The sequence below is a fragment of the Imtechella halotolerans genome (assembly GCF_028743515.2).
GTDB lineage: Bacteria > Bacteroidota > Bacteroidia > Flavobacteriales > Flavobacteriaceae > Imtechella > Imtechella halotolerans.
Genome location: NZ_CP117969.2, coordinates 343,378 through 368,077 on the forward strand (window position 1 = coordinate 343,378; position 24,700 = coordinate 368,077).

Annotated in this window: 22 protein-coding genes and 1 riboswitch; of the genes, 11 read left to right on the forward strand and 11 right to left on the reverse strand. The window is 36.1% G+C overall.

Translation table 11 applies throughout. The annotated features are described in order from the left end of the window. The first annotated feature begins 65 nt into the window (after positions 1 to 65). Positions 66 to 1,238, forward strand: a complete 1,173-nt coding sequence (locus PT603_RS01650) for a GlmU family protein (RefSeq protein WP_008237936.1) — start codon at positions 66 to 68, stop codon at positions 1,236 to 1,238. On the opposite strand, the gene PT603_RS01655 is transcribed toward PT603_RS01650, so the two are convergent. Next, a complete protein-coding gene (locus PT603_RS01655; RefSeq protein ID WP_008237934.1) occupies positions 1,235 to 2,872 on the reverse strand; it encodes an ABC transporter substrate-binding protein in 1,638 nt (545 codons plus the stop codon). The genes PT603_RS01650 and PT603_RS01655 overlap by 4 nt on opposite strands. Before the next feature lie 123 nt (positions 2,873 to 2,995). Here PT603_RS01655 and mtaB point away from each other — a divergent pair, with 123 nt between their 5' ends. Continuing rightward, the gene (mtaB, locus tag PT603_RS01660; protein WP_008237932.1) at positions 2,996 to 4,333 is read left to right on the forward strand and encodes a tRNA (N(6)-L-threonylcarbamoyladenosine(37)-C(2))-methylthiotransferase MtaB; all 1,338 of its coding nucleotides are present in this window, start codon (positions 2,996 to 2,998) and stop codon (positions 4,331 to 4,333) included. Positions 4,334 to 4,380: 47 nt separating this feature from the next. On the opposite strand, the gene PT603_RS01665 is transcribed toward mtaB, so the two are convergent. Together PT603_RS01665 and PT603_RS01670 are read right to left on the reverse strand one after the other, a co-directional pair. After that, the gene (locus tag PT603_RS01665) at positions 4,381 to 4,671 is read right to left on the reverse strand and encodes a GNAT family N-acetyltransferase (RefSeq protein ID WP_008237930.1); all 291 of its coding nucleotides are present in this window, start codon (positions 4,669 to 4,671) and stop codon (positions 4,381 to 4,383) included. A gap of 12 nt (positions 4,672 to 4,683) precedes the next feature. Continuing rightward, positions 4,684 to 5,397, reverse strand: a complete 714-nt coding sequence (locus PT603_RS01670) for a pirin family protein (protein ID WP_008237927.1) — start codon at positions 5,395 to 5,397, stop codon at positions 4,684 to 4,686. A 186-nt stretch (positions 5,398 to 5,583) separates the two neighbouring features. Between PT603_RS01670 and PT603_RS01675 the strand changes: the two genes are divergently transcribed. Beyond that, positions 5,584 to 6,264, forward strand: a complete 681-nt coding sequence (locus tag PT603_RS01675) for an alpha/beta hydrolase family protein (protein ID WP_040488611.1) — start codon at positions 5,584 to 5,586, stop codon at positions 6,262 to 6,264. Positions 6,265 to 6,286: 22 nt separating this feature from the next. Beyond that, positions 6,287 to 7,222: a lytic transglycosylase domain-containing protein gene (locus PT603_RS01680; protein WP_008237916.1), complete on the forward strand. Its 936-nt coding sequence runs from the start codon at positions 6,287 to 6,289 to the stop codon at positions 7,220 to 7,222. 41 nt (positions 7,223 to 7,263) lie between these two features. Here PT603_RS01680 and PT603_RS01685 read toward each other — a convergent pair whose 3' ends face one another. Then, positions 7,264 to 7,779, reverse strand: coding sequence for a hypothetical protein (locus PT603_RS01685; protein ID WP_008237915.1), 516 nt, complete (start codon positions 7,777 to 7,779; stop codon positions 7,264 to 7,266). Between the two features lie 245 nt (positions 7,780 to 8,024). On the opposite strand from PT603_RS01685, the gene rpmH reads away from it, so the two are divergent. After that, positions 8,025 to 8,186, forward strand: a complete 162-nt coding sequence (rpmH, locus tag PT603_RS01690; protein WP_008237914.1) for a 50S ribosomal protein L34 — start codon at positions 8,025 to 8,027, stop codon at positions 8,184 to 8,186. Between the two features lie 104 nt (positions 8,187 to 8,290). Further along, positions 8,291 to 11,143 carry a carbamoyl-phosphate synthase large subunit gene (carB, locus tag PT603_RS01695; RefSeq protein WP_008237913.1) on the forward strand — a complete coding sequence of 951 codons (2,853 nt, stop codon included), beginning with the start codon at positions 8,291 to 8,293 and terminating at the stop codon, positions 11,141 to 11,143. 56 nt (positions 11,144 to 11,199) lie between these two features. On the opposite strand, the gene PT603_RS01700 is transcribed toward carB, so the two are convergent. From PT603_RS01700 to PT603_RS01720, 5 genes are all read right to left on the reverse strand, one after another. Beyond that, entirely contained in the window at positions 11,200 to 11,739 is a 540-nt protein-coding gene (locus tag PT603_RS01700; protein ID WP_008237911.1) for an acyl-CoA thioesterase, read from the reverse strand. Between the two features lie 3 nt (positions 11,740 to 11,742). Next, positions 11,743 to 13,077 (reverse strand): DNA recombination protein RmuC, encoded by a 1,335-nt coding sequence (locus PT603_RS01705; RefSeq protein ID WP_008237910.1) that lies wholly within the window; start codon positions 13,075 to 13,077, stop codon positions 11,743 to 11,745. An 81-nt stretch (positions 13,078 to 13,158) separates the two neighbouring features. Beyond that, positions 13,159 to 13,950: an ABC transporter ATP-binding protein gene (locus tag PT603_RS01710; protein WP_040488633.1), complete on the reverse strand. Its 792-nt coding sequence runs from the start codon at positions 13,948 to 13,950 to the stop codon at positions 13,159 to 13,161. 11 nt (positions 13,951 to 13,961) lie between these two features. After that, on the reverse strand, positions 13,962 to 14,984 hold the full coding sequence (locus PT603_RS01715) for a FecCD family ABC transporter permease (protein WP_040488610.1): 1,023 nt from the start codon (positions 14,982 to 14,984) through the stop codon (positions 13,962 to 13,964). Beyond that, on the reverse strand, positions 14,985 to 16,112 hold the full coding sequence (locus PT603_RS01720; protein WP_008237906.1) for an ABC transporter substrate-binding protein: 1,128 nt from the start codon (positions 16,110 to 16,112) through the stop codon (positions 14,985 to 14,987). A 59-nt stretch (positions 16,113 to 16,171) separates the two neighbouring features. Then, a riboswitch (cobalamin riboswitch) is annotated at positions 16,172 to 16,418 on the forward strand. Between the two features lie 66 nt (positions 16,419 to 16,484). Here PT603_RS01720 and PT603_RS01725 point away from each other — a divergent pair. Next, positions 16,485 to 18,365, forward strand: a complete 1,881-nt coding sequence (locus tag PT603_RS01725) for a TonB-dependent receptor plug domain-containing protein (RefSeq protein WP_040488480.1) — start codon at positions 16,485 to 16,487, stop codon at positions 18,363 to 18,365. 73 nt (positions 18,366 to 18,438) lie between these two features. On the opposite strand, the gene PT603_RS01730 is transcribed toward PT603_RS01725, so the two are convergent. After that, entirely contained in the window at positions 18,439 to 19,893 is a 1,455-nt protein-coding gene (locus PT603_RS01730; RefSeq protein ID WP_008236101.1) for a GFO_1087 family putative carboxy terminal peptidase, read from the reverse strand. Between the two features lie 262 nt (positions 19,894 to 20,155). Between PT603_RS01730 and PT603_RS01735 the strand changes: the two genes are divergently transcribed. The 4 genes from PT603_RS01735 to PT603_RS01750 all read left to right on the forward strand — a co-directional run bounded on the left by PT603_RS01735 (position 20,156) and on the right by PT603_RS01750 (position 22,276). Next, the gene (locus PT603_RS01735; RefSeq protein ID WP_008236100.1) at positions 20,156 to 20,665 is read left to right on the forward strand and encodes a GFO_1088 family ECF-type sigma factor; all 510 of its coding nucleotides are present in this window, start codon (positions 20,156 to 20,158) and stop codon (positions 20,663 to 20,665) included. Next, positions 20,652 to 21,092 (forward strand): PG0215 family putative anti-sigma factor, encoded by a 441-nt coding sequence (locus tag PT603_RS01740; RefSeq protein ID WP_008236099.1) that lies wholly within the window; start codon positions 20,652 to 20,654, stop codon positions 21,090 to 21,092. The genes PT603_RS01735 and PT603_RS01740 overlap by 14 nt, the downstream gene beginning before the upstream one ends. A gap of 37 nt (positions 21,093 to 21,129) precedes the next feature. Further along, positions 21,130 to 21,669, forward strand: coding sequence for a GFO_1090 family protein (locus PT603_RS01745; RefSeq protein ID WP_050951104.1), 540 nt, complete (start codon positions 21,130 to 21,132; stop codon positions 21,667 to 21,669). A gap of 61 nt (positions 21,670 to 21,730) precedes the next feature. Next, positions 21,731 to 22,276, forward strand: a complete 546-nt coding sequence (locus tag PT603_RS01750; protein WP_008236096.1) for a GFO_1091 family lipoprotein — start codon at positions 21,731 to 21,733, stop codon at positions 22,274 to 22,276. A gap of 498 nt (positions 22,277 to 22,774) precedes the next feature. On the opposite strand, the gene PT603_RS01755 is transcribed toward PT603_RS01750, so the two are convergent. After that, positions 22,775 to 24,685: an OmpA family protein gene (locus PT603_RS01755; protein ID WP_040488479.1), complete on the reverse strand. Its 1,911-nt coding sequence runs from the start codon at positions 24,683 to 24,685 to the stop codon at positions 22,775 to 22,777. Positions 24,686 to 24,700: the final 15 nt, after the last annotated feature.

Consider the following 24,700-nt stretch of genomic DNA (forward strand, 5'->3'; position numbering starts at 1 on the left):
AGACTGTAATTTTATAACTAAAAGTAGTGTTTTTGTATTTTTGACCTGAAAACAATTGAAAACTCATGAACTATATTCTCTTTGACGGGACTGTGCGTAATGCATTATTACCGTTAACCTTTACCCGTCCGGTGGCTGAAATTCGTGTTGGTATATTGACGATCCGCGAAAAGTGGGAAAAACATTTGGGAACTACCACCACTACTATTACCGAAGAGTATCTTTCTGAAAAATTTCCTATGGTGGAAATGGAGCAGAATGTCATGATTAACGCCTCTTTTTTACCGAATGCTGAATTAGTGGAAATGGTGAAAAATTTGGAAGAGAATCAAGCCATTTTTTATGGAGAGGAGGTTATAGCGTTTTTCACAACGGAAGGTCAAGAGGTTGATTTTGAGAGTTATGAACCAATTGAGTACGAGGCAGAAGTGACCAGAATTGAAAATACGTGGGACATTTTTGCTAAGAATGGAGAAATTCTAGAAGCTGATTTTGAATTGATTACCGATGGTAGAAAAAGCCAGCCTATTCCACAAAGTAATAATGTAATTGCTCCCGAGAATATTTTTATTGAAGAAGGTGCTAGGCTAGAATTTTGTACTTTAAATGCTTCCACTGGTCCTATTTATATTGGGAAAAATGCTGAGATAATGGAAGGTAGTATTATCAGAGGTGGACTTGCTTTATGCGAAGGGGCTACTGTAAAAATGGGTGCCAAAATTTATGGACCAACTACAGTAGGGCCGTATAGTAAAGTAGGGGGAGAGGTGACTAACTCTGTATTGTTTGCGTATTCAAATAAAGGTCATGATGGTTATTTGGGAAATTCTGTATTAGGTGAATGGTGTAATATTGGAGCGGATACCAATACTTCAAATCTCAAGAATAATTATGAGGAAGTTCGTTTGTGGAATTATGAAACGGAAGGCTTTGCGCGTACAGGGAGAACATTTTGTGGTCTAATTATGGGAGACCACAGTAAATGTGGAATCAATACCATGTTTAATACAGGGACGGTGATTGGAGTAAGTTCTAATATTTTTGGAAGTGGGTTTCCACGTAATTTTATTCCTAGTTTTTCTTGGGGAGGCGCTGCAGGTTTTACAGTATACAAAACACAAAAGGCCTTTGAAACAGCTCAACGTGTGTTTGAACGTCGAGAAATGGTTTTTACTGAGGAAGATGCCGCTATACTTCAGTCCGTATTTGAACTCACAGCTAAGTATAGAAGGTACTAATTAGCAGGTGTTTTTTTTACATATTTTAAGGTAAGTAGGTTAATAGGGTTACTGCCTAATCCGCTTACATTTTTTTGTGTAAAGCGAATACTTTGATCATAGTATAAGGGCACTATAGGAGCTTTACTGATTAACAAACTATCCATTTTCTGATATAATTTAATTCGTTTGTTTTCGTCAATTTCTTTGGTGGCAGATTCATACCACTGGTCAAATTGTACATTAGAGAAATGGGTGTAATTAGGTCCGTTAGGCGCAAAATTCTTGCTATAAAAAAGTGATAAATAATTTTCCGCATCAGGGTAGTCAGCAATCCAACTGGCTCTGAAAATAGCTAGTTTTCCAGTAGCTTTACTTTGTCGTAGGGTGGCAGATGGGATTACATCAATGGTTGTTTTAATGCCTATTTTTTCCAATTCACGTTGAATGTATTCACATACATCCACGTAATTACCATCGGTCGAAATAGTAATTTGGGGTTGATTTATACTGGTTTCTTCTCTGAAGGCCTGAATAAGCTCTTTTGCTTTCTCAGGTTGATAATCATAGCCTTGAAGATTATTGAAACCCGGTAGCCCTTGTGGTATAATTCCATTAGTAGCAGGTGTGCCAATGTTATTGCGCAAATACTGCATCATTTTTTTTCGATCAAACCCGTAATTAATAGCTTTTCTTAATGCTTCGGATTGGGCTTCTGGAACGTCATTTTTCATGAAAATACCTAAATATTCCGTGTTGAGATAGGGAGCGGTATTCATCGTTATTTTTTGTTGGTATTTAGGTTTTAAACTTCCCTGGGTTGTAAGTAGCTCATCTTTATATGAGGCATCCAACGAATTAAGAAAGTCGATATTTCCTTGCACAAATTGAAGAAATTCACTTTGTTTATCCGGTAAAAAAGTGATGGCTACTGCCTCCAGGTATGGAAGAGATGCACCATGAGCATCCTTTTCATAATACAAGGTGTTTTTTCTAAACACCAATTTTACATTTTCTTCCCATCTTTTAAATTGAAAGGGGCCAGTACCAATAGGGTTTTTGCGAAAATCATTCCCAAAATGCTCTACTATTTCTTTGGGTACTACAGAACAGTACTTTGTAGTTAAAAGACCTAAAAATGCCGGAAATGGTTCCTTAAGAGTTATTGAGAAAATGGAATCATTAATGGCATGGAATTGTTCAACATTATTTAAAACCCACTTTCCTGGAGCCGCTACTTTGGGATCTAGTAATCTAGAGAATGAATAGGCAATGTCAGTAGCTTTAACAGTTCGAGTACTGTCTTCTCCGAAAAGGGGATGCTTGTGAAAATAAACATCATTGCGTATAGTAAAGGTGTAGGTTAGGGCATCGCTGGATATGCTCCAATGTTTGGCAATATCTGGTTGTATATGAAGTTTATCGTCTAGTTGAACCAATCCATTATACAGTTGGTGAACTGCCCAAATTGTACTTTGGGTCCGAGCAAAGGCTGGATCTAGTGATGCAACATTAGAGTGTTCGTTATATTTAAAAACGAGGTGCTCCTCCTTTGTTATCTTTTTTTGTGTGCAACTTATGAATAGTGAAAAAACACAAATTACTGATAGGTAGTTTTTTATGATAAAATAATGAAAAAGACTTCGTATGGTCATACAAGAATTTGTTGGTATATTTGCACCCGCAAAGCAAGTGGCTGTAAATATACAGTTTTGTAATGATTTGCCTAGCCTCGAAGACCTTTTGAATGGTTTTTAAGGATTTTCAAAATAATGTACATGACACGTAAAAAAGTAGCATTCTATACCTTGGGGTGTAAACTGAATTTTTCAGAAACATCTACCATTGCTCGAAGTTTTCAAGATGAAGGCTTTGATAGGGTTGATTTTGAGGAAGTGGCCGATATGTATGTAATCAATACATGCTCAGTTACGGACAATGCTGATAAACAATTTAAACAGGTAGTAAAAAAAGCTTTGAAGCTTAATGAGAAGGCATTTGTGGCTGCTGTGGGATGTTATGCTCAGTTAAAACCCGAAGAGTTGGCTGCCGTGGACGGTGTAGATTTAGTTTTAGGAGCTACTGAAAAGTTTAAAATTACCGATTATATAAATGACCTTTCCAAAAACGATATGGGAGAGGTGCATAGTTGTGAAATTGCGGAAGCCGATTTTTACGTTGGTAGTTATTCTATAGGGGATCGTACGCGTGCTTTTCTTAAAGTACAAGATGGATGTGATTATAAATGTACCTATTGCACCATACCGCTGGCTCGTGGAATTTCTAGAAGTGATACCATGGAGAACGTGTTAAAAAATGCCGCTGAAATTGCAACTCAAAATATCAAGGAAATTGTTCTTACTGGAGTAAATATTGGTGATTATGGGAAAGGAGAGTTTGGCAATAAAAAACATGAGCATACCTTTCTTGAATTGGTGAAAAATTTAGACACTGTGGAAGGTATTGAACGTTTGCGTATATCTTCTATAGAGCCAAATTTATTGAAAAATGAAACCATTGAGTTTGTAGCTCAAAGCAATACCTTTGTTCCGCATTTTCATATTCCATTACAAAGCGGAAGTAATGCTATTCTTAAAAAGATGAAACGTAGGTATTTACGGGAACTGTATGTTGATAGAGTGCAAAAAATACGTGAACTCATGCCTCATGCCTGTATTGGCGTTGATGTAATTGTTGGATTTCCAGGTGAGACAGATGAATTGTTTTTGGAAACCTATCATTTCTTGAATGAGCTTGATATTTCGTATCTTCATGTGTTTACCTACTCAGAGAGGGATAATACGGAAGCTGTAGATATGGATGGAGTGGTTCCAATGAGTGTGAGGTCTAAGCGCAGTAAAATGCTAAGAGGATTATCTGTGAAGAAACGAAGAGCTTTTTATGAGAGCCAGATTGGCTCAAGCCGAACTGTGCTTTTTGAAAGTGAAAACAAAGAGGGGTATATCCACGGATTTACAGAAAATTATGTAAAAGTAAAGGCGCCTTGGAATCCTGATCTTGTAAATACACTTCATCAAATAGTACTAAGTAAAATAGATGATGACGGGTTAGTTCGTTTTGAGTTCAGTTCAAAACCAGCAGTGATACAAGCATAATAAAAAAGGTTCGTCTACTATAAACGAACCTTTTTTATTCTACAAAATTAGATGCGTATTCCTACCGGGAGCAAGTCTTTAAATTCCTTGTGCTTTCGAAGAAATTTGGCAATTTCCGGACTTGTTGGAACTACACGTAAATTTTTTTCCTGAATGTTTTCTAACACACTTTTTATGAATTCACCTTCAAATTCATTGTCGGTGTTTTCAGGGAGGTTTAATTTGGTTAAGAAAATTTTTCTGTCTTGCAATGAGTATTCAATGCTGGCAAGTTCGTCATTGTGTTTTACTTCAAATTGACGCAAAAATTCATTGTCATTAATCAATAGTGCATTCATGAGTTTATTGTTTTAATACATTAGTACTTCAATTAGTAATATACGACTGTCACTCTCAGCAGTGAATGATATTGTTTGAGTGTCCCATAATCCAATCGCATCTCTTGTATGGAGTGTCTCTCCTGCAATTGTTATTTCTCCTTCTAATAAGAAAATGTATACGCCGTTGCCTTCTTGCTTAATCGTATAGGAATGGTTTGTATTTTTTGAGAAATTTCCTAAATTAAAATAGGTTTGTTGGTGGACCCAAAGAGCCTTACCATCGTTATCATCTTTAGGTGAAACAACATTTTGAAATGTATTTTGCTGGTCAGCTGGATCAAATTTTTTCTGTCCGTATCGAGGAGTTACATTCTGAGTATCTGGAAACACCCAGATTTGTAATAATTTGGTTGTAGATGAACTAGCATTCATTTCGGAGTGTTGTACACCCGTGCCTGCACTCATAACTTGTACTTCTCCGGGAGTGATCGTGGCCTGGTGGCCCATACTATCTTTGTGAGAAAGTGCTCCTTGTAAAACAATGGTTACAATTTCCATATTGTCATGAGGATGCGTCCCAAATCCCATACCTGCGTCAATTGCATCATCATTTAGGACACGTAGTGCCCCAAAGTGTATTTTTTCGGGATTGTAATAATTGGCAAAACTAAAAGAGTAATTGGCTTTAAGCCATCCGTAATCGGCAGATCCTCGTTGATGGGCTTTATGTATGATTTTTTTCATTCGAAATACCTTCTTAATGAGATTTTCTTACAGAACATATGCTTGCAGTATCAACGGCAATTGCCACTATGCCTATTAGAAATTAAGGCTAGTGAATTTTAAAAATCCTGAAGAAGAATGATTATTTTTGAAGGACAAAGATACGAAAAATTAGCAATATAGTTGACAATCATTATTTAGCATTACATGGACAATTCGATTACACATGTGTATTGTATGCCTGGAATGGCCGCTAATCCTTCCATTTTTGAGCATATCCAATTACCAACAGATAAATATGAGCTACATTGGTTGAGTTGGAAGTTACCAGAAAAGGGAGAATCATTATTTGCGTACGCTAATAGGATGGTTCAGGAAGTTAAACACCCCAATCCAGTTTTGCTAGGTGTGTCTTTTGGGGGGATTTTGGTTCAGGAAATGGCGAAAGTGATTCCTGTTAAGCGATTGATTATTGTTTCAAGTGTGAAATCAAAGCATGAATTGCCCAAAAAAATGATTTGGGCGAAATACACCAAAGTATATAAACTTTTGCCAACAGGTTTGGTAAGTAATATTGAATTATTGGCGAAATATGCATTTGGTGATGCAGTCACCAAGCGATTGGCTTTATACGAGAAATACCTATCTGTACGTGATAAAAAATATATCGATTGGTCGCTTGATTGTATCATTAACTGGGATCAAGAGAAAGAATCTCCAGGTGTAATTCATATCCATGGAGATAAAGACCCTGTGTTTCCAATACAATATATCCAAAATGCTATAGTTATAAAAGGAGGAACACACATTATAATTATCAATAAGTATAAGTGGTTTAATGAGAATCTAGAACATCTTATTGAAGAAGGAATCGAGAAGAAATTGTAACTTTATCAAAAAAATTATTGCCATGGAGTATGTAAAGAAAGGATTAATGACTGTGGGACTGTTGTTTGTTGCTGGCACCCTGATTCATGCGGTGCAAAGTGATGCAGGACCCAATGCTGAAAAGCTACCAATGAATGATAATAACCCTGTAAGTGGTTATAATGTCTATGCAATAGATATTCCTGAAAATGTCAATTTTGCTGGAGAAAGTGTGCCACTGACTGATCCAGATGTCAGGGAGCGTATGGATCGAGAGTTATTAGTTAATATGTATTGGCAGTCCAATGGATTGCTAATGATTAAACGTGCTAATAAATACTTTCCTGTAATTGAGCCTATTTTAAAGAAATATGGAGTCCCGGATGATTTTAAATATCTAGCTGTAATTGAAAGTGGTTTAATGAATGTTGTTTCTCCTGCCAAGGCTACCGGATTTTGGCAGATTATGGAAGGTACAGGCAAACAATATGGACTTGAAATTAATGCAAACGTTGATGAACGTTACCATTTGGAAAAATCTACTGAAGTTGCTTGTAAATATTTGTTAGATGCTAAAGAACGTATGGGTACTTGGACCTTAGCTGCTGCTGCATATAATGCAGGTCAGGCTGGTATAAATCGTCAATTAACACGCCAGAAAGAAAAGGAGTACTATGATATATTGTTAGGTGAAGAGACAGGAAGATATCTATTTAGAATTATGGCGATGAAGGAAATTATGAGTAATCCGAGAAAGTATGGATTTAATTATGAACAACACCATCTCTATAAAAGAATTCCTGCTAAAAAAATAGAAATTGATACTGCGATTACTGACTTGGCTGATTTTGCTAAATCGCAGGGAATTAATTATAAAATATTAAAGATTCATAATCCTTGGCTTAGGGATGTACATCTAATTAATAATTCACGTAAAAAGTACTATATAGAGATTCCTGAAAATGGAAGTTATAAATAATAAAAAATCCCGCTACTGGCGGGATTTTTTTTATGTGATATCTAGATTTTTTTTAGTTGCTGCTGCATCATTTTTATTTGATCAGTAAGCATATTCTGTTTGTCTAGTTTCTTTGCCTCTGACAATAATTCCGTAGCTTCACGTTTTCTGCGTTTTTGCATGGCAATTCCTGCTAAGCTTAATTTTGCCATAGCAACATCGTAGTCCATGGATAAGCCAAGTTTTAATGCCTTTTTAAAGAATTTTTCAGCCTCAGTAAGATTGGTTTGTGAAGCTAAGATTCCATTTAAATAATTATAATATCCTTGTTGTTTCGTGATTAGGGCACTTTCAGGGTTTTTGATTTTATCAAGCCATTTCTTGGTTCCCGTAAAATCTTGTTTACGCATACGCAAAAAGGCTAACAGTATGATTTCATTTCGAAAGTACAGAAATATAAAAATTAGGGAGAGAAGTATAAGAAAGATACCATTACCAATATATCCTTCAATGAATTGATAAACGGCATAGGCGATAATAAGAGTAGCGATTGCTAGTTTAAAATTTTTGTTATACATAATAGTGTTGTAATTTTGAAGGGCCAAAGATACGAAATACTATGAGTAGGTAAAACCTTAAAATGATGCAAAAGTCGTTTTTTGAGGTAGTTTCTTGGGCAAATAGTTAAAAAGTATTTGGGTTAAAATATTTTTAAAAAAATCTTGTCAAAGAAAAAAGTCTTTGTATATTTGCCCGCAGTTTTGGAAGGACCTCCAGGCAGAGATAAAAGTTATATACACGAAGCTATTTAAAGATATACGTCATGAGTAAGAGAACATTTCAACCATCAAAGAGAAAAAGAAGAAACAAGCACGGTTTTAGAGAAAGAATGGCTACTGCCAATGGAAGAAAAGTGCTTGCTCGTAGAAGAGCTAAAGGTAGAAAGAAATTAAGTGTTTCTTCAGAGCCTCGTCACAAAAAATAATGATTGATATCAGATAAATATACAAGGTGTTACTTTTATAGGTAACACCTTTTTTTTATACTTTATTGCTTAATTTTATACATAAACAACACAATACGAATACTATGCCCAAAAGAAAAGATTTAAAATCCATTTTGATTATCGGTTCCGGTCCAATTGTTATTGGTCAAGCTTGTGAGTTTGATTACTCAGGATCACAAGCACTTCGTTCGCTACGTGAAGATGGAATAGAAACCATTCTTATCAATAGCAACCCGGCAACGATTATGACCGATCCTACCATGGCTGACCATGTGTATTTGAAACCGCTGACTACAAAATCGATTATCGAAATCTTAAAAAATCACCCTAATATTGATGCAGTCTTACCAACTATGGGAGGGCAAACTGCATTGAACCTTTGTATTGAGGCAGATGAAAAAGGTATTTGGAAGGACTTCGGAGTAGAGATCATTGGAGTTGATATTGCAGCAATCAATATCACTGAAGACAGGGAGCAGTTCCGTGAATTGATGATTAAAATAGGAGTGCCAATGGCGCCACAGGCTACGGCTAACTCTTTTCTAAAAGGAAAAGAAATAGCTCAAGAGTTTGGGTTTCCTTTAGTTATTAGAGCTTCTTACACCTTAGGAGGAGCTGGGGCTTCAGTTGTATATAAAAAGGAAGAGTTTGATGAGTTACTAACCCGTGGTCTTGAAATCTCACCTATTCATGAGGTGATGATTGATAAGGCAATGATGGGATGGAAGGAGTATGAACTTGAATTGCTACGTGATAAAAATGATAATGTAGTAATTATTTGTACTATTGAGAATATGGATCCAATGGGAATCCATACTGGTGATTCCATTACAGTAGCTCCTGCCATGACACTCTCCGATCGTACGTTCCAACGTATGAGAGATATGGCCATATTAATGATGCGTAGTATAGGGGATTTTGCGGGTGGATGTAATGTTCAGTTTGCTGTTAGTCCAGATGAAAAAGAGGATATTATTGCTATTGAAATTAATCCGCGTGTATCCCGTTCTTCTGCATTGGCATCGAAGGCTACAGGATATCCAATTGCAAAGATTGCTTCTAAACTAGCCATTGGATATACACTTGATGAACTTCAAAATCAAATTACTAAATCAACGTCGGCGCTGTTTGAGCCAACCTTGGATTATGTTATCGTAAAAATCCCGAGATGGAACTTTGATAAATTTGAAGGAGCAGATCGTACCATTGGTCTTCAAATGAAGTCGGTAGGAGAAGTGATGGGAATAGGCCGATCATTTCAGGAGGCGCTTCATAAGGCTACTCAGTCCCTTGAAATAAAGCGTAATGGTCTAGGTGCTGATGGGAAAGGTTACAAAAACTATGATCAAATTATTGAAAAACTAACGAATGCAAGTTGGGATCGTGTTTTTGTTATCTATGACGCAATTCAGATGGGAATCCCATTAAGCAGAATTCACGAGATTACCAAAATAGATATGTGGTTCCTAAAACAATATGAGGAGCTACACATGCTAGAGAAGGAAATATCTACCTATAAAATTGAAACTTTACCTAAAGAACTGTTGCTAGAGGCAAAACAAAAAGGTTTTGCTGACAGACAAATAGCTCATATGCTTGGTTGTTGGGAAAGTGAAGTACATAATAAGCGTGATGAGCAAGGTGTGAAACGTGTGTATAAGTTAGTGGATACCTGTGCCGCAGAGTTTAAAGCGATGACACCGTATTATTACTCTACATTTGAGGCGGAAATTGAAACTCCTGATGGGACTACTTATGTGGCTAATGATAGTATTGTAACTGACCGCAAGAAAATTGTAGTGCTCGGTTCTGGACCCAATAGAATAGGGCAGGGTATTGAATTTGATTATTGTTGTGTTCACGGAGTACTGGCAGCTGCAGAATGTGGGTATGAAACCATAATGATAAACTGTAACCCTGAAACGGTCTCTACAGATTTTGATACGGCTGATAAACTTTATTTTGAACCTGTTTTTTGGGAACATATCTACGACATTATACAACATGAAAAACCTGAAGGTGTTATTGTTCAATTAGGAGGGCAAACAGCACTTAAATTGGCAGAAAAGTTAGATAAGTACGGAATTAAGATTATAGGAACAAGTTTTGAATCTCTTGATTTGGCAGAGGATAGAGGTAGTTTTTCAACCTTGTTGAAGGAGAATAATATTCCTTATCCAAAATTTGGAGTAGCGGAAACCGCGGAGGAAGCACTGCATTTAGCTGATGAACTTGATTTTCCATTATTGGTGCGTCCGTCCTATGTGTTAGGAGGGCAAGGGATGAAAATTGTTATCAATAAGCAGGAACTAGAAGAACACGTGGTAGATTTATTACGTAAGATTCCAAATAATAAATTGTTGCTTGATCACTATTTAGATGGAGCAATTGAGGCAGAGGCGGATGCCATTTGCGATGGTGAGAATGTGTACATTATTGGTATTATGGAGCATATAGAGCCATGTGGAGTCCACTCGGGTGATAGCAATGCTACTTTACCACCGTTTAATTTGGGAGAGTTTGTAATGCAACAGATTAAAGATCATACGCACACTATTGCTTTAGCGCTTAATACGGTAGGTCTTATAAATATACAGTTTGCCATTAAGGATGATATAGTATATATTATTGAAGCTAACCCACGTGCATCACGTACAGTCCCATTCATTGCCAAGGCATATGGGGAACCATATGTGAATTATGCCACTAAGGTAATGTTAGGTGAGAATAAAGTTACTGACTTTACATTTAATCCAAGACTTGAAGGGTATGCCATTAAACAACCAGTATTCTCGTTTAACAAGTTTCCTAAAGTAAATAAAAAGTTAGGACCAGAGATGAAGAGTACAGGTGAAAGTATTCTCTTTATAGATGATTTAAAAGATGATCAGTTCTATGAATTGTATTCTCGAAGAAAAATGTACTTAAGTAAGTAACACGAGATATAAAGATGAAAAAAAAGCGGTTCAATAGTATTGAGCCGCTTTTTTTATTACTCGGTAATGGCTACCTGAACATTGTATTTATCTAAGTTGCCATCTGTATACTCTTCAGTAGCGCTATAATTATGGCGTTCATGTTTCAGCTCAATTCGTTTGATACTTTTCAAAAAACGACGTAATTCATTTTTAGAGGAAAGTATAATACCCGGAACCTGGGCGTTGCTTCCATCACTATTTTTGGCAACCATTGTAAAGTAAGAAGAATTACAGTGCTTTACATGACCTGTTTGGATATTTTCAGCCTCTACTCGTATACCGACGATCATTGAAGTGTTGCCTGTAAAATTAATGGATGCCTTAAGGGTTACTAGTTCACCTACTTCTATGGGTTGCAGAAAGTCTACAGTGTCAACAGATGCTGTTACACAATAGGTCCCTGAGTGTTTCGAAGCGCATGCAAATGCAATTTGGTCCAATAATGAAAGAATGAACCCTCCGTGTATTTTTCCACTGAAATTGGTGTGCGATGGTAGCATAAGCTGTGATATAGTTACCTGAGATGCAGCAACGGTTTTAAATGATTTAGTCATGAATTATGGGTTTAGTTGGTCGTTTTCATTAGCTCTTTTCAGTAAGCTTTCGGGGATTGATTTTTTGGCTTTTGCACCCATTGATTTAAGTTTTTGAATACTAGTTACAATATTTCCTCTTCCATCAACAAGTTTATTCATAGCCTTTCCGTATTCAACTTTAGCATCATCCATTTTCTTACCGATTCCAATTAAATCGGTAACAAAGCCTTCGAATTTATCATATAAGGCTCCTGCTTGTCTGGCAATCTCCAATGCATTTTCCTGTTGTTTTTGGTTGGTCCACATACTGTCGATTGTGCGAAGTGTAGCTAATAGGGTAGTGGGTGTAACGATAACGATATTTTTTTCAAAAGCTTTGCTATATAAGGTGTCATCCTCATGTAAAGCTACAGCAAACGCAGGTTCTATGGGGATAAATAGTAATACAAAATCAGGGCTGTCAATACCCAATAGATCATGGTAGTTTTTGCCACTTAAGTCTTCAACATGTTTTTTTATAGAGCGAACGTGTTCTTTAAGATGATTGTTTTTTAGATCTTCATCCTCTTCATTTGCATAGCGCTCATACGCGGTAAGAGATACTTTAGCATCTACCACCATCTTTTTTCCGTCAGGAAGATTAATTATTACGTCGGGTTGTAATCTATTACCCGTTTCGGTAGTGAAGCTTTGCTGTGTCTCGTACATTAATCCTTTATCTAGTCCTGATTTTTCTAACACACGTTCTAAAATCAATTCACCCCAATTTCCTTGTGTTTTGCTTTCCCCTTTAAGTGCTTTGGTAAGATTTTCAGCTTCTTTTGTGATCTTTAAATTTTGTTTCTCAAGGAATTGAAGTTGTTCCTTCAATGAGGCATGAAGCCCTACACTTTCTTTTTGCGATCGTTCTACTTTTTCTTCAAAGTCCTTAATTTTATCTTGAAGTGGATTTAGAATGTTTTTTATGTTTTCACGATTCTGCTCTGTGAATTTATTACTTTTCTCTTCCAGAATTTTATTTGCAAGATTTTCGAATTCTTTAGTGAATTTCTCCTGAAGTTGTTTTACTTCCTCCTTTTGCTCGTCCATTTTACTTTTTAAGTTTTCGAATTCTGTATTACGACTACTTAGTTCAATGGCAAGTGCATCTTTTTCCGAGCGGATATGCTCCTTTTCATCATTGAGAATATCTATCTTCGAGCGATGTTCTTCCAAGGATGCTCTTAACTGATTTTCACGTTCTTGAGCAGCACTAGTTATGGAGCTTGTTTTAAGTGATTGAAAATAACGACCTAAGAATGCGCCTATAGCCATCGAGGCAAGAGAAATTAAGAATAAGGTGATAGGTTCTGACATGCGAAAATGATTTTTGTAAATATAATATATACCTAGAATTCCTCAAGATTGGCTAGGCTGAATTTATTAACGAAATAGGTGTTACTTGATTCTAAAAACTCCAGTTTTAGAATCAAATTCGATGATTTCTTTAGGAAAGATTGATTGAAAACTGCCTTTTTCAATGAGATTACAAGGGGTGTCCACCATTACTTTTTTATTGGCTAATACCATCATTTTGTCGCAAAGTTGGATAGCCAAATCCATTTCATGTGAAGAAAACAAAATTGTTTTCTGAGTCTCATGAGCAATTTTTTTCAATAATTTTAGAATGTATGCTTTGTGATAAATATCAAGATGAGTGGTAGGTTCATCGAGGATGATAAGAGAAGTGTCTTGTGCCAAGGCTCTAGCTATCATTACTTTTTGAAGTTGACCATCACTTAGTTCGTAACATTTTTTGTGTTGAATATCTGATAATTGGAGTTGTTGAACAACTTCTTTTACCTTATGAATGTCACTTGGGTTCAAGGTGCCTAACCAATTTGTATAGGGCTGTCTGCCTAGCGCTATTACTTCCACAACTGTAAGACTTTTTGCAGCGATTGGTTCTGTTAGAACTAGACTTAATACTGTGGCAAGATGCTCAGGCGGGTAATTTTCAAGTGGTCTATTATCTATAGAGATACTACCTTTTAGGGCAGGTTGAATTCCTGCAAGTGTTCGTAGCAGTGTTGATTTTCCAATTCCATTGGCACCAACCAAAGCAACAAGTTCCCCTTTGAATAGATCAAAAGTTACATCGTCGGCCAAAAATAGTTCCTCCCTTTTTGTCCGATATCCGATGCTTAAAGAATCGGTACTTAAAACACTATGTCTGGTTTGGTCTTTAATGGCTGTCAATTTTAAAAAATCATTTTTCGTTTACGCACTAATAACCATATAACTACAGGTGCTCCTATCAGTGATGTAATCGCATTGATGGGTAAGGAGAATTGGCTACCCGGTAATTGTGCAATGGTATCACAAAGTAACATTAAAATAGCACCAATAAAAAAGGTTGCCGGTAAAATAATAGTATGATTCGTTGTTTTAAACAGTTGTTTAGCCATATGAGGTACAGCTAAACCTATGAACGCAATTGGGCCAGCAAATGCAGTTACTCCACCAGCTAATAAACTGGTGGCAATAATTATAATGAAACGTGTCTTTTTAATGTCTATTCCAAGGCTACGTGCATAGTTCTCCCCTAATAGGAATGCATTTAAAGCTTTTAGTACATAAATGGTAAAAAGGATTCCAGCACAAATAATGCATGCAAACAATTGAAGTTGCTGCCAACTTACATCCCCCAGACTACCAAAATTCCAAAAAACATACTGTCTAAGTTGTTCACTTTTACTAAAATAGGATAGAACACTCACAATAGCTGAGGTTATGCTTCCAAACATCAATCCAATAATAAGGATGGCCATAGTATCTCTTACCCTAGAGGCCACTATGATTACTGCCAATAATACCAGAAAACTACCTAAACTAGATGCAATTGCCAATGAATATGAAGTACTTATAAATTGCCATCCTATCAGAGAACTACCCATAATGAGTATGGCTACACCAAGGCTAGCACCTGAACTTATTCCTAGTACAAATGGTCCTGCAAGTGGATTTCTAAAAAGTGTTTGCATTAACAGACCTGATATGGATAAACCGCACCCCACCAATATGGCAGTAAGTGCTTTTGGTAGGCGATATTCTAAAATGATGTGCTGCCAGGTAGTTTTAGAGGCAGATCCTCCACCAAGTACAGTGAGTATTTCTTCAAATGGGATGGATACTGAACCCAATGATAGGTTAAGTAGAAAACAACCAATGAGTACTATGATTAGTATACCAAAGGCAAGAGAGTATGTTCGTTTTAAAATCAATTAATCCAAGGGTTTAAAGAAGAATAGTTCATGCTCAGGCATTAGTTCAGGATGGAAAATATAAATTAAATCCTTTAATATAAGATCAGGTCGCTGGGGAGCTAGTTCAAAATATAAAGAGCCTCCGGTGGCACCTATAGTTTTATTGTAGGTATAGATATGCTTTTGTTTAAAAGCCGCGAACTCCATGTACATTTTATTAGCTGATTCCATTTGTGTATAATTGGTGAATTGGGATGGACTAATCCAAAAGTCAGCGTTGATTGCTGTGTCGTACACGCTTTCAATACTAAGGGCAAGACTTCCTGTTCCTTTGGTGTCTTTCCATAAATATTCCGCGTTCGCATCCTCAATAAATTGCGCCGCCCAGCTTTCACCTGCGGGAAGATACCACACATCTTTATACATTGCCCCACTAAATACTGTCGGCCTTTTAGTCGCGTTGGCTGCAATTTCCTTTGCCTGTTGGTAATTAGATTTTATTTCGTTAAACAGGGAATCTGCTAAAGATTCTTTTTGAAAGAATGGAGCGAAGAATTTAATCCACTCTGCTTTACCTAGAGGAGAAGTTTCATTCCAATCTCCATTGTAAACCACTGGAATACCACTTCTTTCAATGGTTTGATATGTTTTATTTTGGTTATTGATAGAGAACCCAATCACTACCTCAGGTGCCAATTCGAGTAAAATTTCAGTGTTTATCGATTCATTCACCCCTAATTCAGTAATACTTCCATTATCAATTCGTTTCCTTGCCGCCTCAGAAGAAATATAACGGGTATCTGGAAATCCTACTAACGTATTTAAAACCCCCAGAGCCTCCAGGGCTGGAATATGAGTTGTTGAGGTAACAACAAGACGAGAAATGGGTACCGAAATAAAAGCATCATAAGTTTTGTTTTTTGTCGGTGTGGTTCCTTTGGGAGCTAAAAGATAAACGAATGGTTTATCGGCCTCAGGCCAAGGATTGCTTACTGTAATATAGGTGAAATCACCTTCCTTTTCAATATTAAATCCATTTGCATACTGAAGCGATATGGTCTTTTTTTGACCTGTTGATTTGTCTTCTTTTTTAGTTTGACAACTTAGTAAAAGAAAAAAAAGGATGAGATATAAGTATACTTTCATAACGGTTTCAAAAATAAGATTAATAAATCTTTTTAGTATAGAATTAATAAAATGTTTTACTTTCGCAAATGAAATATGGTTCAGAATGATGTGATATCATTTTGATTAAAAGGGAATCAAGTGAGATACTTTTTAGGCAAGATTTTTTCTTTAAAGTATTAATTCTTGAGCTGTTCCCGCAACTGTAAGCTTAGTTTCTAATTGTTAGAAATGCTTGTTGCCACCTCATGCCACTGTCGTTTTTTAACGATGGGAAGGCCGCAACTAGACGCAAGCCAGGAGACCTGCCATTTTCAAACAAATGATTGTCAAACTTTCGGGATAAAAGTTTGCGTATGGAATCCATACTTTTTTCCCATAATTAAACAGTTTATGAACAAAAAAATGTGTTCGTTTGGCGTGTTGGCGCTAACGTGTGCGTTGTCTTTTTCGCAACAAAAAGACAAAGAATCCTCAGTAGAAACCTTAGAGGAAGTAGTGGTATCTGATTCGCGATTTGAATTAAAGCGTGAACATTCTGGAAAAACTGTCATAAAGGTGACCAGAGCTATGTTGGATAATCAACAAGGAAAAACAGTAGCAGAGGTGATTAATACCATCTCTGGTATTGAAATAGCTGGAAGTCGTAGTAATGCAGGTCAAAATTTAGGGTATTTTGTTCGCGGAGGTAATAATCGTCAGGTGTTGGTTTTAATTGATGGTATTCAAATGAATGATGCCTCTCAAATTGCATCAGATTTTGATATGCGTTTGCTTTCTTCTGATCAGATTGAATCTATCGAAATTGTAAAAGGTGCCGCGAGTACACTTTACGGAAATGGTGCGGCCACAGCCGTAATTAATATTACAACACGGAAGGCTTCTCAAAAGAAAATTTCAGCAATTTTCAGTTCTACAATTGCTAGTAATCAATCCCAAGATGATTCGGCATATAATCCTGCTGATTTTAGCAATAGTGCGACCCTTAGTGGGACCTTAGGTGCATTTACCTATTTGGGTGGATTTTCTCATCAATTTACTGATGGTCTTTCTGCCTTAAATGTGAATGGTGCGACGGAGAGAGATCCTTTTTCCAGACAGAATGCCCAAGTAAAACTAGGGTATGGTGCGGGAAAAGCTTTTGAAATGGCTGTTTATGGTAATTGGGACAACTATTATGCTCATTATGATAATAGTTACCCAATGGAAGACGCAGACTTCCTTTCAAGAAGTAAACAATATAGGGTAGGAGTAGCCCCAAAATTTAACTATCGTATCGGGAGTGTAAATGTGAACGCGGCTTTTACTGAAATCAATCGCGAAATTGAATCAACCTATCCTAATTCGTATTATGCAAAAAATCATATAGTTGATGCTTTCAGTAAAAATAAGATTGGAGATCGTTTACATGCGATTGTCGGAGTAAATTATAAACAAGATTACGCTCGTTTTGCATCAGAACATCAAATACACTACGCCGATCCTTATTTGAATCTTGTGTATGTTTCTGATTTTGGATTGAATTTTAACGGAGGTGTTCGAAATAATAATCATAGTATATACGGAAGTCATTGGGTATACAATTTAAATCCTTCGTATACATTAGCAACAAATTCAGGATATACTAAGTTCTTTGGAAGTTATAGTACTTCGTATATAGCACCCACCTTGTACCAATTATATGCTACATGGGGAGGTAACTCTGATTTAAAAGCCGAGGAAAATATCACCAAAGAAGGAGGTGTTGAGTGGAAGGTTAATAAGAATATTCGTTTAAGTACTCTATATTTTGAGCGACTAGAAAAGAATTTTATAGATTATGTATATACAGATCCAGTTACTTACGATGGTGGATACGATAACGTTGATAGGGATTTCAAAGTTAGAGGAGTTGAAGTAGAAGCTGATGCTTCCATTGGGAATAAGTTATCAATGTCTGTGAATTATACCTTTACAGAAAAAGATGATGTAGCTGTTTTACGCATTCCAAAACATAAACTTAATAGTTTGGTTGGTTTTAAATGGAATTCAAAGACCTACACTTCAGTTAGCTACCAGTATAATGCCGAACGTACAGATAGAGATTTTACTACCTATCAAGATGTTACATTGGATGCTTATGGCTTACTTGACATTTATGTGAGTCATCAATTGTTATCTAGATTAAAAGTTTTTGCTACAGTTACTAATCTTTTAAATGAAGACTATACAGAAATTTTAGGGTATACAACACGTGGTAGAAATGCAAGAATAGGAATGTCGTTACAGTTCTAAAGTTGGTTTGGGATTGAACTGAACTTTATTCCAAATTAAAAGTCCCGTGATAAACGGGACTTTTATAGTTTTATTAAAATTGTTCTCCTGGAAGTATATACATTTCTTTTGTAAAGGGTTTTTCTTTGATTCCCTTTAAGGCTTCAACTGGGGAAATCATTTCTTGGCTAAATCTTGCCATACCACTGGTCATATCATCTAGAGCTGCTTTAAGTAAGGGTTCTTCAATATTGCCAAAAGGTTTGATATCACGGAAGTAATTTCTTTCCAATACCTCAAATTGAGGTATAAATCCTTCTGTATAGTTGCTTTCATTGTTTTTGTTGAATATTTTAAAAACAATTGGCTGCATTGCATATTTATGATTCGGATTCACATTACTTTGCATAAATGAAGGAGAGTCGAATAGGGTAATTGAGCCTACATTTTTCCCGTAGGATTGTTCACCTATTGTAATGACTTCCATATAGGGTAATAGTCCATTTATAATCATCTCACTAGCAGATGCGGTTCCATCACTCATTAGTACATACAATCGTGTTAATGAAGTTAACCTATTTATGGTTACTTTTGTACCAGTAGCATTTCCTGTAGTTTTATCGTAAATGTTGGCCTGATCATAAAAAGGATAAGCGCCATTCTCACTACTATTTTTACTGTTGAACATAAGCCTTGCAAAATGATCTGTAGTGGTTGCATTACCATAAATCATACTAGCAAGGTACGCCGAGGTTAATACGGATCCACCACCGTTGTACCTAAGATCTAAAACAAGTTCTTCAATTCCTTCTGTTTTGAATGTCCCAAACACCTCATTTAATTCATTGTGATAGGAGTTGTTAAAGCTGTTATAAGTGAGATAACCTATTTTTTTGCCACCATATTCAAATACATTGCTAAAATGAATTGGATTTTCCTGAACTGGACGAATAGCTAAAGTCGAAATACCCCCAGTAGGTGTAACCGTTTCTCCTGCTACAGTAGCAAATTCTAATTTAATGGTGTTGTTTCTGTAGTAATTATTTACAACAAGATAATTGGAAGTATTAAGTGTTACATCATCAAATCGATAGATGATATCTCCGCGTTTCATGCCTGCATCGGCAGCAGGAGAATTTGGAATCACATAGCCTACATAAAGCACAACCTGATTGGTTTGCCCTACTCTAACTAAATCACCTATTTCAAATCCGTAAGCTTCTCCTTCCCCTCTAAAAGAGCTAAGTAGTGCTTCATAATCATCTACAATCCATGAAAATCTATCGGACACATTTCTATCGTATAGAAGGCTATAAAAAAGGTCTTCAGGATCGTTAAATTGTTTAAGGAAATTGGTGTATTGCGAAGGAGTAAAGGCATTATCATCTAGATTAGGCACATCTTCCTGCCAGTAGTAGAACTGGTTCATTCCTCTCCAAATAAAATCATGAATAGCTAAATCACTTGAAGGTCTGGTAGCATCATCATCATTGTCCTTACAACTAAAAATGGTGATTGATAAAAATAAAAGTAGGAAAATCTTTTTCATGAATTAAAGTGTTGAATTAATGTATAACAAACCTTAAAGTTAACGGTTTATTAGGTTATTACGTATGTCCTTATTAAATAGTTTCTTCAAAGAGTTGTTGAGTTAGCAAATATGTTCCAGTGTACGTATTTGATTTTTTATACCGTATATTGGATATTTCTTTTATTCTATTGTTGTAAATGTATTTACAATATTTTGAAATTAAAATTTTTGTAACAAAATTTATTGTCATTCGTCTAGAAGATATAAGCAACCAATACCAATGACTCAAGCAGAGTTTTTACATACTGTAATGCCTTTTAAAGACAAACTTTTTCGGATGGCCAAGAGATTATTGGTTTCAACCGAGGAGGCTGAGGATGCGACACAAGAGGTCCTTTTAAAGTTGTGGGATAAAAAGGAGGGGATAGGTAATTACAACAATGTGGAAGCTTTTGCGATGACAATGACTAAAAATTTCTGTCTTGACAGACTTAAGTCAAAACAAGCAAGTAACTTAACCCTTGTTCATAGTAATTACAAGGATGAAAAGAGTTCAGTGTATCATCAAGTAGAGGTTGAAGATAGCTTGCAGTGGGTACAACGAATTATGCAAACTCTGCCGGAGCAACAACGAATCATTGTTCAATTAAGAGATATTGAACAATATGAATTTGATGAAATTGAAAAAATGTTAGACATGAATGCTACAGCCATACGTGTGGCTCTTTCAAGAGCAAGAAAAACAATACGTGAGGCTTTGTTAAAAAAACATAGTTATGGAACTAAGTAGAATAGAAACATTATTGGTAAAGTACTTTGAAGCTGACACAAGTACAGCGGAAGAGCAGGAACTTCAACATTATTTTTCACAAGAGAATGTGGCGCCACATTTGGAGGAATATCGTTCTATGTTTGCATTCTTTTCCAGAGCCAAAGAAGAGCAGTATACCAAGCCCCTTCCATCAAAACCTTCGAGAAAATTTAATACCCTTATTCGGTGGATTTCGGTGGCAGCAGTTGCAGTTTTTGTTTTTGGCATTTATTTTGGGAACCCATTCAGTACATCGTCTCAATTGTCTGATGAAGAACTGTTGGCCTACCAACAAACCAAGGATGCATTGGAGTTTGTTTCTTTAAAATTAAATAAAGGTGCACAGTCCATTGAATATCTTGGTGAATTTGAAACTGCTAAAAACAAAATCCTAATCAACAATTAAGTAAGAAGTCATGAAAATAAATAATCTATATCCTACCATGAAAAAACAGATCGTTTTATTAGTTGCACTTTTGGCCCTACCAATGGCCACTTTTGCTCAGTCAATTTTTGACAAATTTGAAGAGTCTGATAATGTTACAACAGTGGTTGTTACTAAAAAGATGTTTGAACTTTTCTCTCGTATTGATGCCGAAGATAAAGAAGCTAAAGAGTTTATGGAACTCACTAAAAGTCTACATAATCTTAGGGTATTTGTTACCGAAAATAAATCGGTTGCCGCAGACATGAAGTCAACCGTGGATAAGTACCTAAAATCATCAGCAATGGAAGAGTTAATGAGAGTTAAAGATAAAGATGCTAATGTTAAATTTTATATCCGTCAAGGTAAAGATGCGGATCACGTTAAAGAACTTTTGATGTTTGTTGACGGAATTAATGGAACAGCTAAAATGCCTGGAGATAGAAAGGTGGAAACAGTTCTCTTATCCCTGACAGGTGATATTGACCTTAATAAGATCAGTACCCTGACTAAGAAAATGAATTTACCTTCAGAGCTCGATAAGGCTGGAAACAAATAATTTAATTTAAAAACTCCACAGGATACTGTGGAGTTTTTTAACCACTAAAAACAATCAAAAAATGGCAACAGTTATCAAGTATGTAACCAAGATGCTACTTCTGGTAGCTTCCCTTCTTTTCTTTTCCTGTACTAGTAGTACTTCCCTTCAAGAATACCTAGTAGAGGGTGCACAACGAAGTGATTTTATTTCAGTTGATTTACCAGCAAGTATATTGAAGATTGATCAGGAATCGCTTACAAAGGAGCAAAAGGAAGCTTATAAATCAGTTAAAAAATTAAATGTTCTTATTCTGCCTTTAAAAGATGATAATCAAGCGGTATACAATGAAGAACGTATGCGCGTTAATGAAATTTTAAAAAGTGGAAAGTATCAAGACTTAATGCGCATAAATGATAAGCACATGAAAGGAGTCATTAAGTATTTGGGTACCGATGAAGAAATAGACGAATTGATTCTTTTCGGCAGTAGCGACGACAAAGGTTTTGCGTTGGTTCGTGTTTTGGGAAAAGATATGAAACCGGAAAACATGAGTACTCTTATTGAAGCTTTACAACGTTCCAATATAGATGAAGCATCCTTAGGAGGTCTTAAACAGTTTTTTTAATTAGCTGAATAGCTATATTATGTAAACTCTTCAACGTTGTTGAGGAGTTTTTTTTATGGTGAAAAGTGACCTATTATAAAAATGTGTGTCTTAATGCTTAGATGATTAAAGTATTCACATCCTATGTTGAAGGATGGTAATAAATATACATCATGTTTACACTAATAGGGAAGGGGTATTTAGAAAGGGCATGGAGGTTGTACCTCTTCCTATTTTATGAAATAGTTTATTATAGATGGAGGCATAGCCCTACTTTCTATTAAAGGGGAGACATTATTAGGTTGGTTTCAGTCTCCCCTTTTTTAATGATAAATATTTAAAGTGTAGTGAGGACCCTTACTGAGTTTAAGAGCTTACTTTGAGGTTAGACAAAAGGGATTCTCCTACACTTTATATGAGTCAGAATTATACATATCCAAGATGGTTGAAATTTAAAAAGCCCCGCTAGTATTATTTAGCGGGGCTTTTAGGTATTAAAAAGGTAAATTAAAAACAGTGTTAATTTTTCATTTTAACTACAATGAATTCCGTTCTACGGTTCAGTTGGTGAGCCTGTTCTTCACATGGATGGCTTCCATCACAACCGTTGGTAAGTCTTCGTTTACCAAATCCTTCTACAGACGTAATACGATCTTTCGAGATTCCTTTACTAATTAGGTACTCATAGGTAGAATTGGCACGATCAATAGATAATCTATCGTTATAACTTAAGCTACCTCTGGCATCCGTATGTGATTCTATTCGAATAACCATTTCAGGATAAATATTGTTCATTAGATTTACAATTTTGTCCAGTTCGGCAGCAGCATCAGGTCGGATATTGTGCTTATCAAAATCGAAGTAAATATTATCCAGTTCAGCGAGTTTAACCACATCTTCAACAGGGCTTAATACCAAATCAACGATAATTTCTTCAGTAGTTGGTTTCAAATTTCTAGAAGTGAAGTCCTTCGAATCTGAAACATATTTATCTTGACTTCCTACAATGTGATAGTCTGTATTGCGGTCAATATTAATTTCATAGTATCCTTTGTCATCCGTTACTACATATGCTATTTCTTTTCCGCTTTCCATTAGCTGAATTTTAGCATTAGGTATTGGTCGGTTATTAATCGCATCTGTAACGGTACCTTTAAGCATGAGTAGGGGAGTTCTTGTAAATGCATAAATATCGTCATCTCCCATTCCACCACTTCTGTTTGAAGAGATATATCCTGTGATACCGTCTTCATTAAGGAAAAAGGCAAAATCATCTTTACTGCTGTTTGCCGGAACACCAATATTTACCACATCCATAAAGTTCCCTTCTTTATCTTTAATGGAGGCAAAAACGTCTAACATACCTAGACCCACATGTCCATCTGAAGAGAAAAACATATTGTCTTCATTGTTTACGAAAGGAAATACCTCATTTCCAGGAGTGTTAATTACATCTCCTAAATTCTGCGGAGTACCAACTGATCCATCCTTATTCACATCTACTACGTAAATGTCGTAACCTCCTTTACCGCCCGGCATATCTGAGGCAAAGTATAACTTTTTGCCATCTCTGCTTAAGCTAGGATGAGCGGTAGAGTATAGGTCACTATTGAATGGAAGTTCTGTTATGTTTTTCCATTGGTCATTTACCAATGAAGCTCTATATATTTTAAGATTAACTATTCCTTCTTCATCTTTACCCTTTCCATCTAGATAGTTATTACGAACAAAGTACATGGTATTACCATCTCTTGAAATCGTCACAGGGCCATCGTGATATTGTGTGTTAACATCTCCCTTTAGTTTCGATTTATGATCAACATTAGTAGCTTCTTTACTTGTTTGATACACATCTAGAAAAGGTTGCATGTTCCATGAATATAGTCTCTTAGTGGACACCCCTTCATCACGTGATGAAACGAAATATATTTCATCGTTGTGTTCTATGGCGCCAAAGTCGCTGTATTTGGTATTGAAACCTACAGATTTAATCTTGTACTGTTGTTTGGCATTGAAAACTTGTGTAACGAAGTTACTTTTCTTTAGATACTTTTCAGCTCTATTGTCACCATTAGATGAGTTGTATTTTTCCATCCAGATAGTTGACTCGTCATAGTTTTCTACTGCTCTTAATGCCTGAGCATATTGAAAGTAATATTCCGAAGGTACATTTTCTTGTTGTACTACCTCTTGTAAATACGGGATGGCATTGGATGGCTCTCTTAATAGAAGGTAGCTGTCAGCAATTCTTCTTTTGGCATAGTCCGCATTGTAATCCTTATCCACCAAGTCTTTATATACTTCAATGGCATCTACAAACGAAAAGTTGTTAAACAAACGATCGGCACGTTGTTGTTTGACCTGCTGAGCTACAAGGGTTGAGCTTGTCATCACCAGGATCAAAAGACATATTTTGTATAGCTTTTTCATGTTGTTACGCATTTA

Bases quoted from the DNA above. Each gene is read 5' to 3' on its own strand.
- PT603_RS01650 (WP_008237936.1), top strand. From the start codon at position 66: ATGAACTATATTCTCTTTGACGGGACTGTGCGTAATGCATTATTACCG.
- PT603_RS01655 (WP_008237934.1), bottom strand. From the start codon at position 2,872: ATGACCATACGAAGTCTTTTTCATTATTTTATCATAAAAAACTACCTA.
- mtaB (WP_008237932.1), top strand. From the start codon at position 2,996: ATGACACGTAAAAAAGTAGCATTCTATACCTTGGGGTGTAAACTGAAT.
- PT603_RS01665 (WP_008237930.1), bottom strand. From the start codon at position 4,671: ATGAATGCACTATTGATTAATGACAATGAATTTTTGCGTCAATTTGAA.
- PT603_RS01670 (WP_008237927.1), bottom strand. From the start codon at position 5,397: ATGAAAAAAATCATACATAAAGCCCATCAACGAGGATCTGCCGATTAC.
- PT603_RS01675 (WP_040488611.1), top strand. From the start codon at position 5,584: ATGGACAATTCGATTACACATGTGTATTGTATGCCTGGAATGGCCGCT.
- PT603_RS01680 (WP_008237916.1), top strand. From the start codon at position 6,287: ATGGAGTATGTAAAGAAAGGATTAATGACTGTGGGACTGTTGTTTGTT.
- PT603_RS01685 (WP_008237915.1), bottom strand. From the start codon at position 7,779: ATGTATAACAAAAATTTTAAACTAGCAATCGCTACTCTTATTATCGCC.
- rpmH (WP_008237914.1), top strand. From the start codon at position 8,025: ATGAGTAAGAGAACATTTCAACCATCAAAGAGAAAAAGAAGAAACAAG.
- carB (WP_008237913.1), top strand. From the start codon at position 8,291: ATGCCCAAAAGAAAAGATTTAAAATCCATTTTGATTATCGGTTCCGGT.
- PT603_RS01700 (WP_008237911.1), bottom strand. From the start codon at position 11,739: ATGACTAAATCATTTAAAACCGTTGCTGCATCTCAGGTAACTATATCA.
- PT603_RS01705 (WP_008237910.1), bottom strand. From the start codon at position 13,077: ATGTCAGAACCTATCACCTTATTCTTAATTTCTCTTGCCTCGATGGCT.
- PT603_RS01720 (WP_008237906.1), bottom strand. From the start codon at position 16,112: ATGAAAGTATACTTATATCTCATCCTTTTTTTTCTTTTACTAAGTTGT.
- PT603_RS01725 (WP_040488480.1), top strand. From the start codon at position 16,485: ATGAACAAAAAAATGTGTTCGTTTGGCGTGTTGGCGCTAACGTGTGCG.
- PT603_RS01730 (WP_008236101.1), bottom strand. From the start codon at position 19,893: ATGAAAAAGATTTTCCTACTTTTATTTTTATCAATCACCATTTTTAGT.
- PT603_RS01735 (WP_008236100.1), top strand. From the start codon at position 20,156: ATGACTCAAGCAGAGTTTTTACATACTGTAATGCCTTTTAAAGACAAA.
- PT603_RS01740 (WP_008236099.1), top strand. From the start codon at position 20,652: ATGGAACTAAGTAGAATAGAAACATTATTGGTAAAGTACTTTGAAGCT.
- PT603_RS01745 (WP_050951104.1), top strand. From the start codon at position 21,130: ATGAAAAAACAGATCGTTTTATTAGTTGCACTTTTGGCCCTACCAATG.
- PT603_RS01750 (WP_008236096.1), top strand. From the start codon at position 21,731: ATGGCAACAGTTATCAAGTATGTAACCAAGATGCTACTTCTGGTAGCT.
- PT603_RS01755 (WP_040488479.1), bottom strand. From the start codon at position 24,685: ATGAAAAAGCTATACAAAATATGTCTTTTGATCCTGGTGATGACAAGC.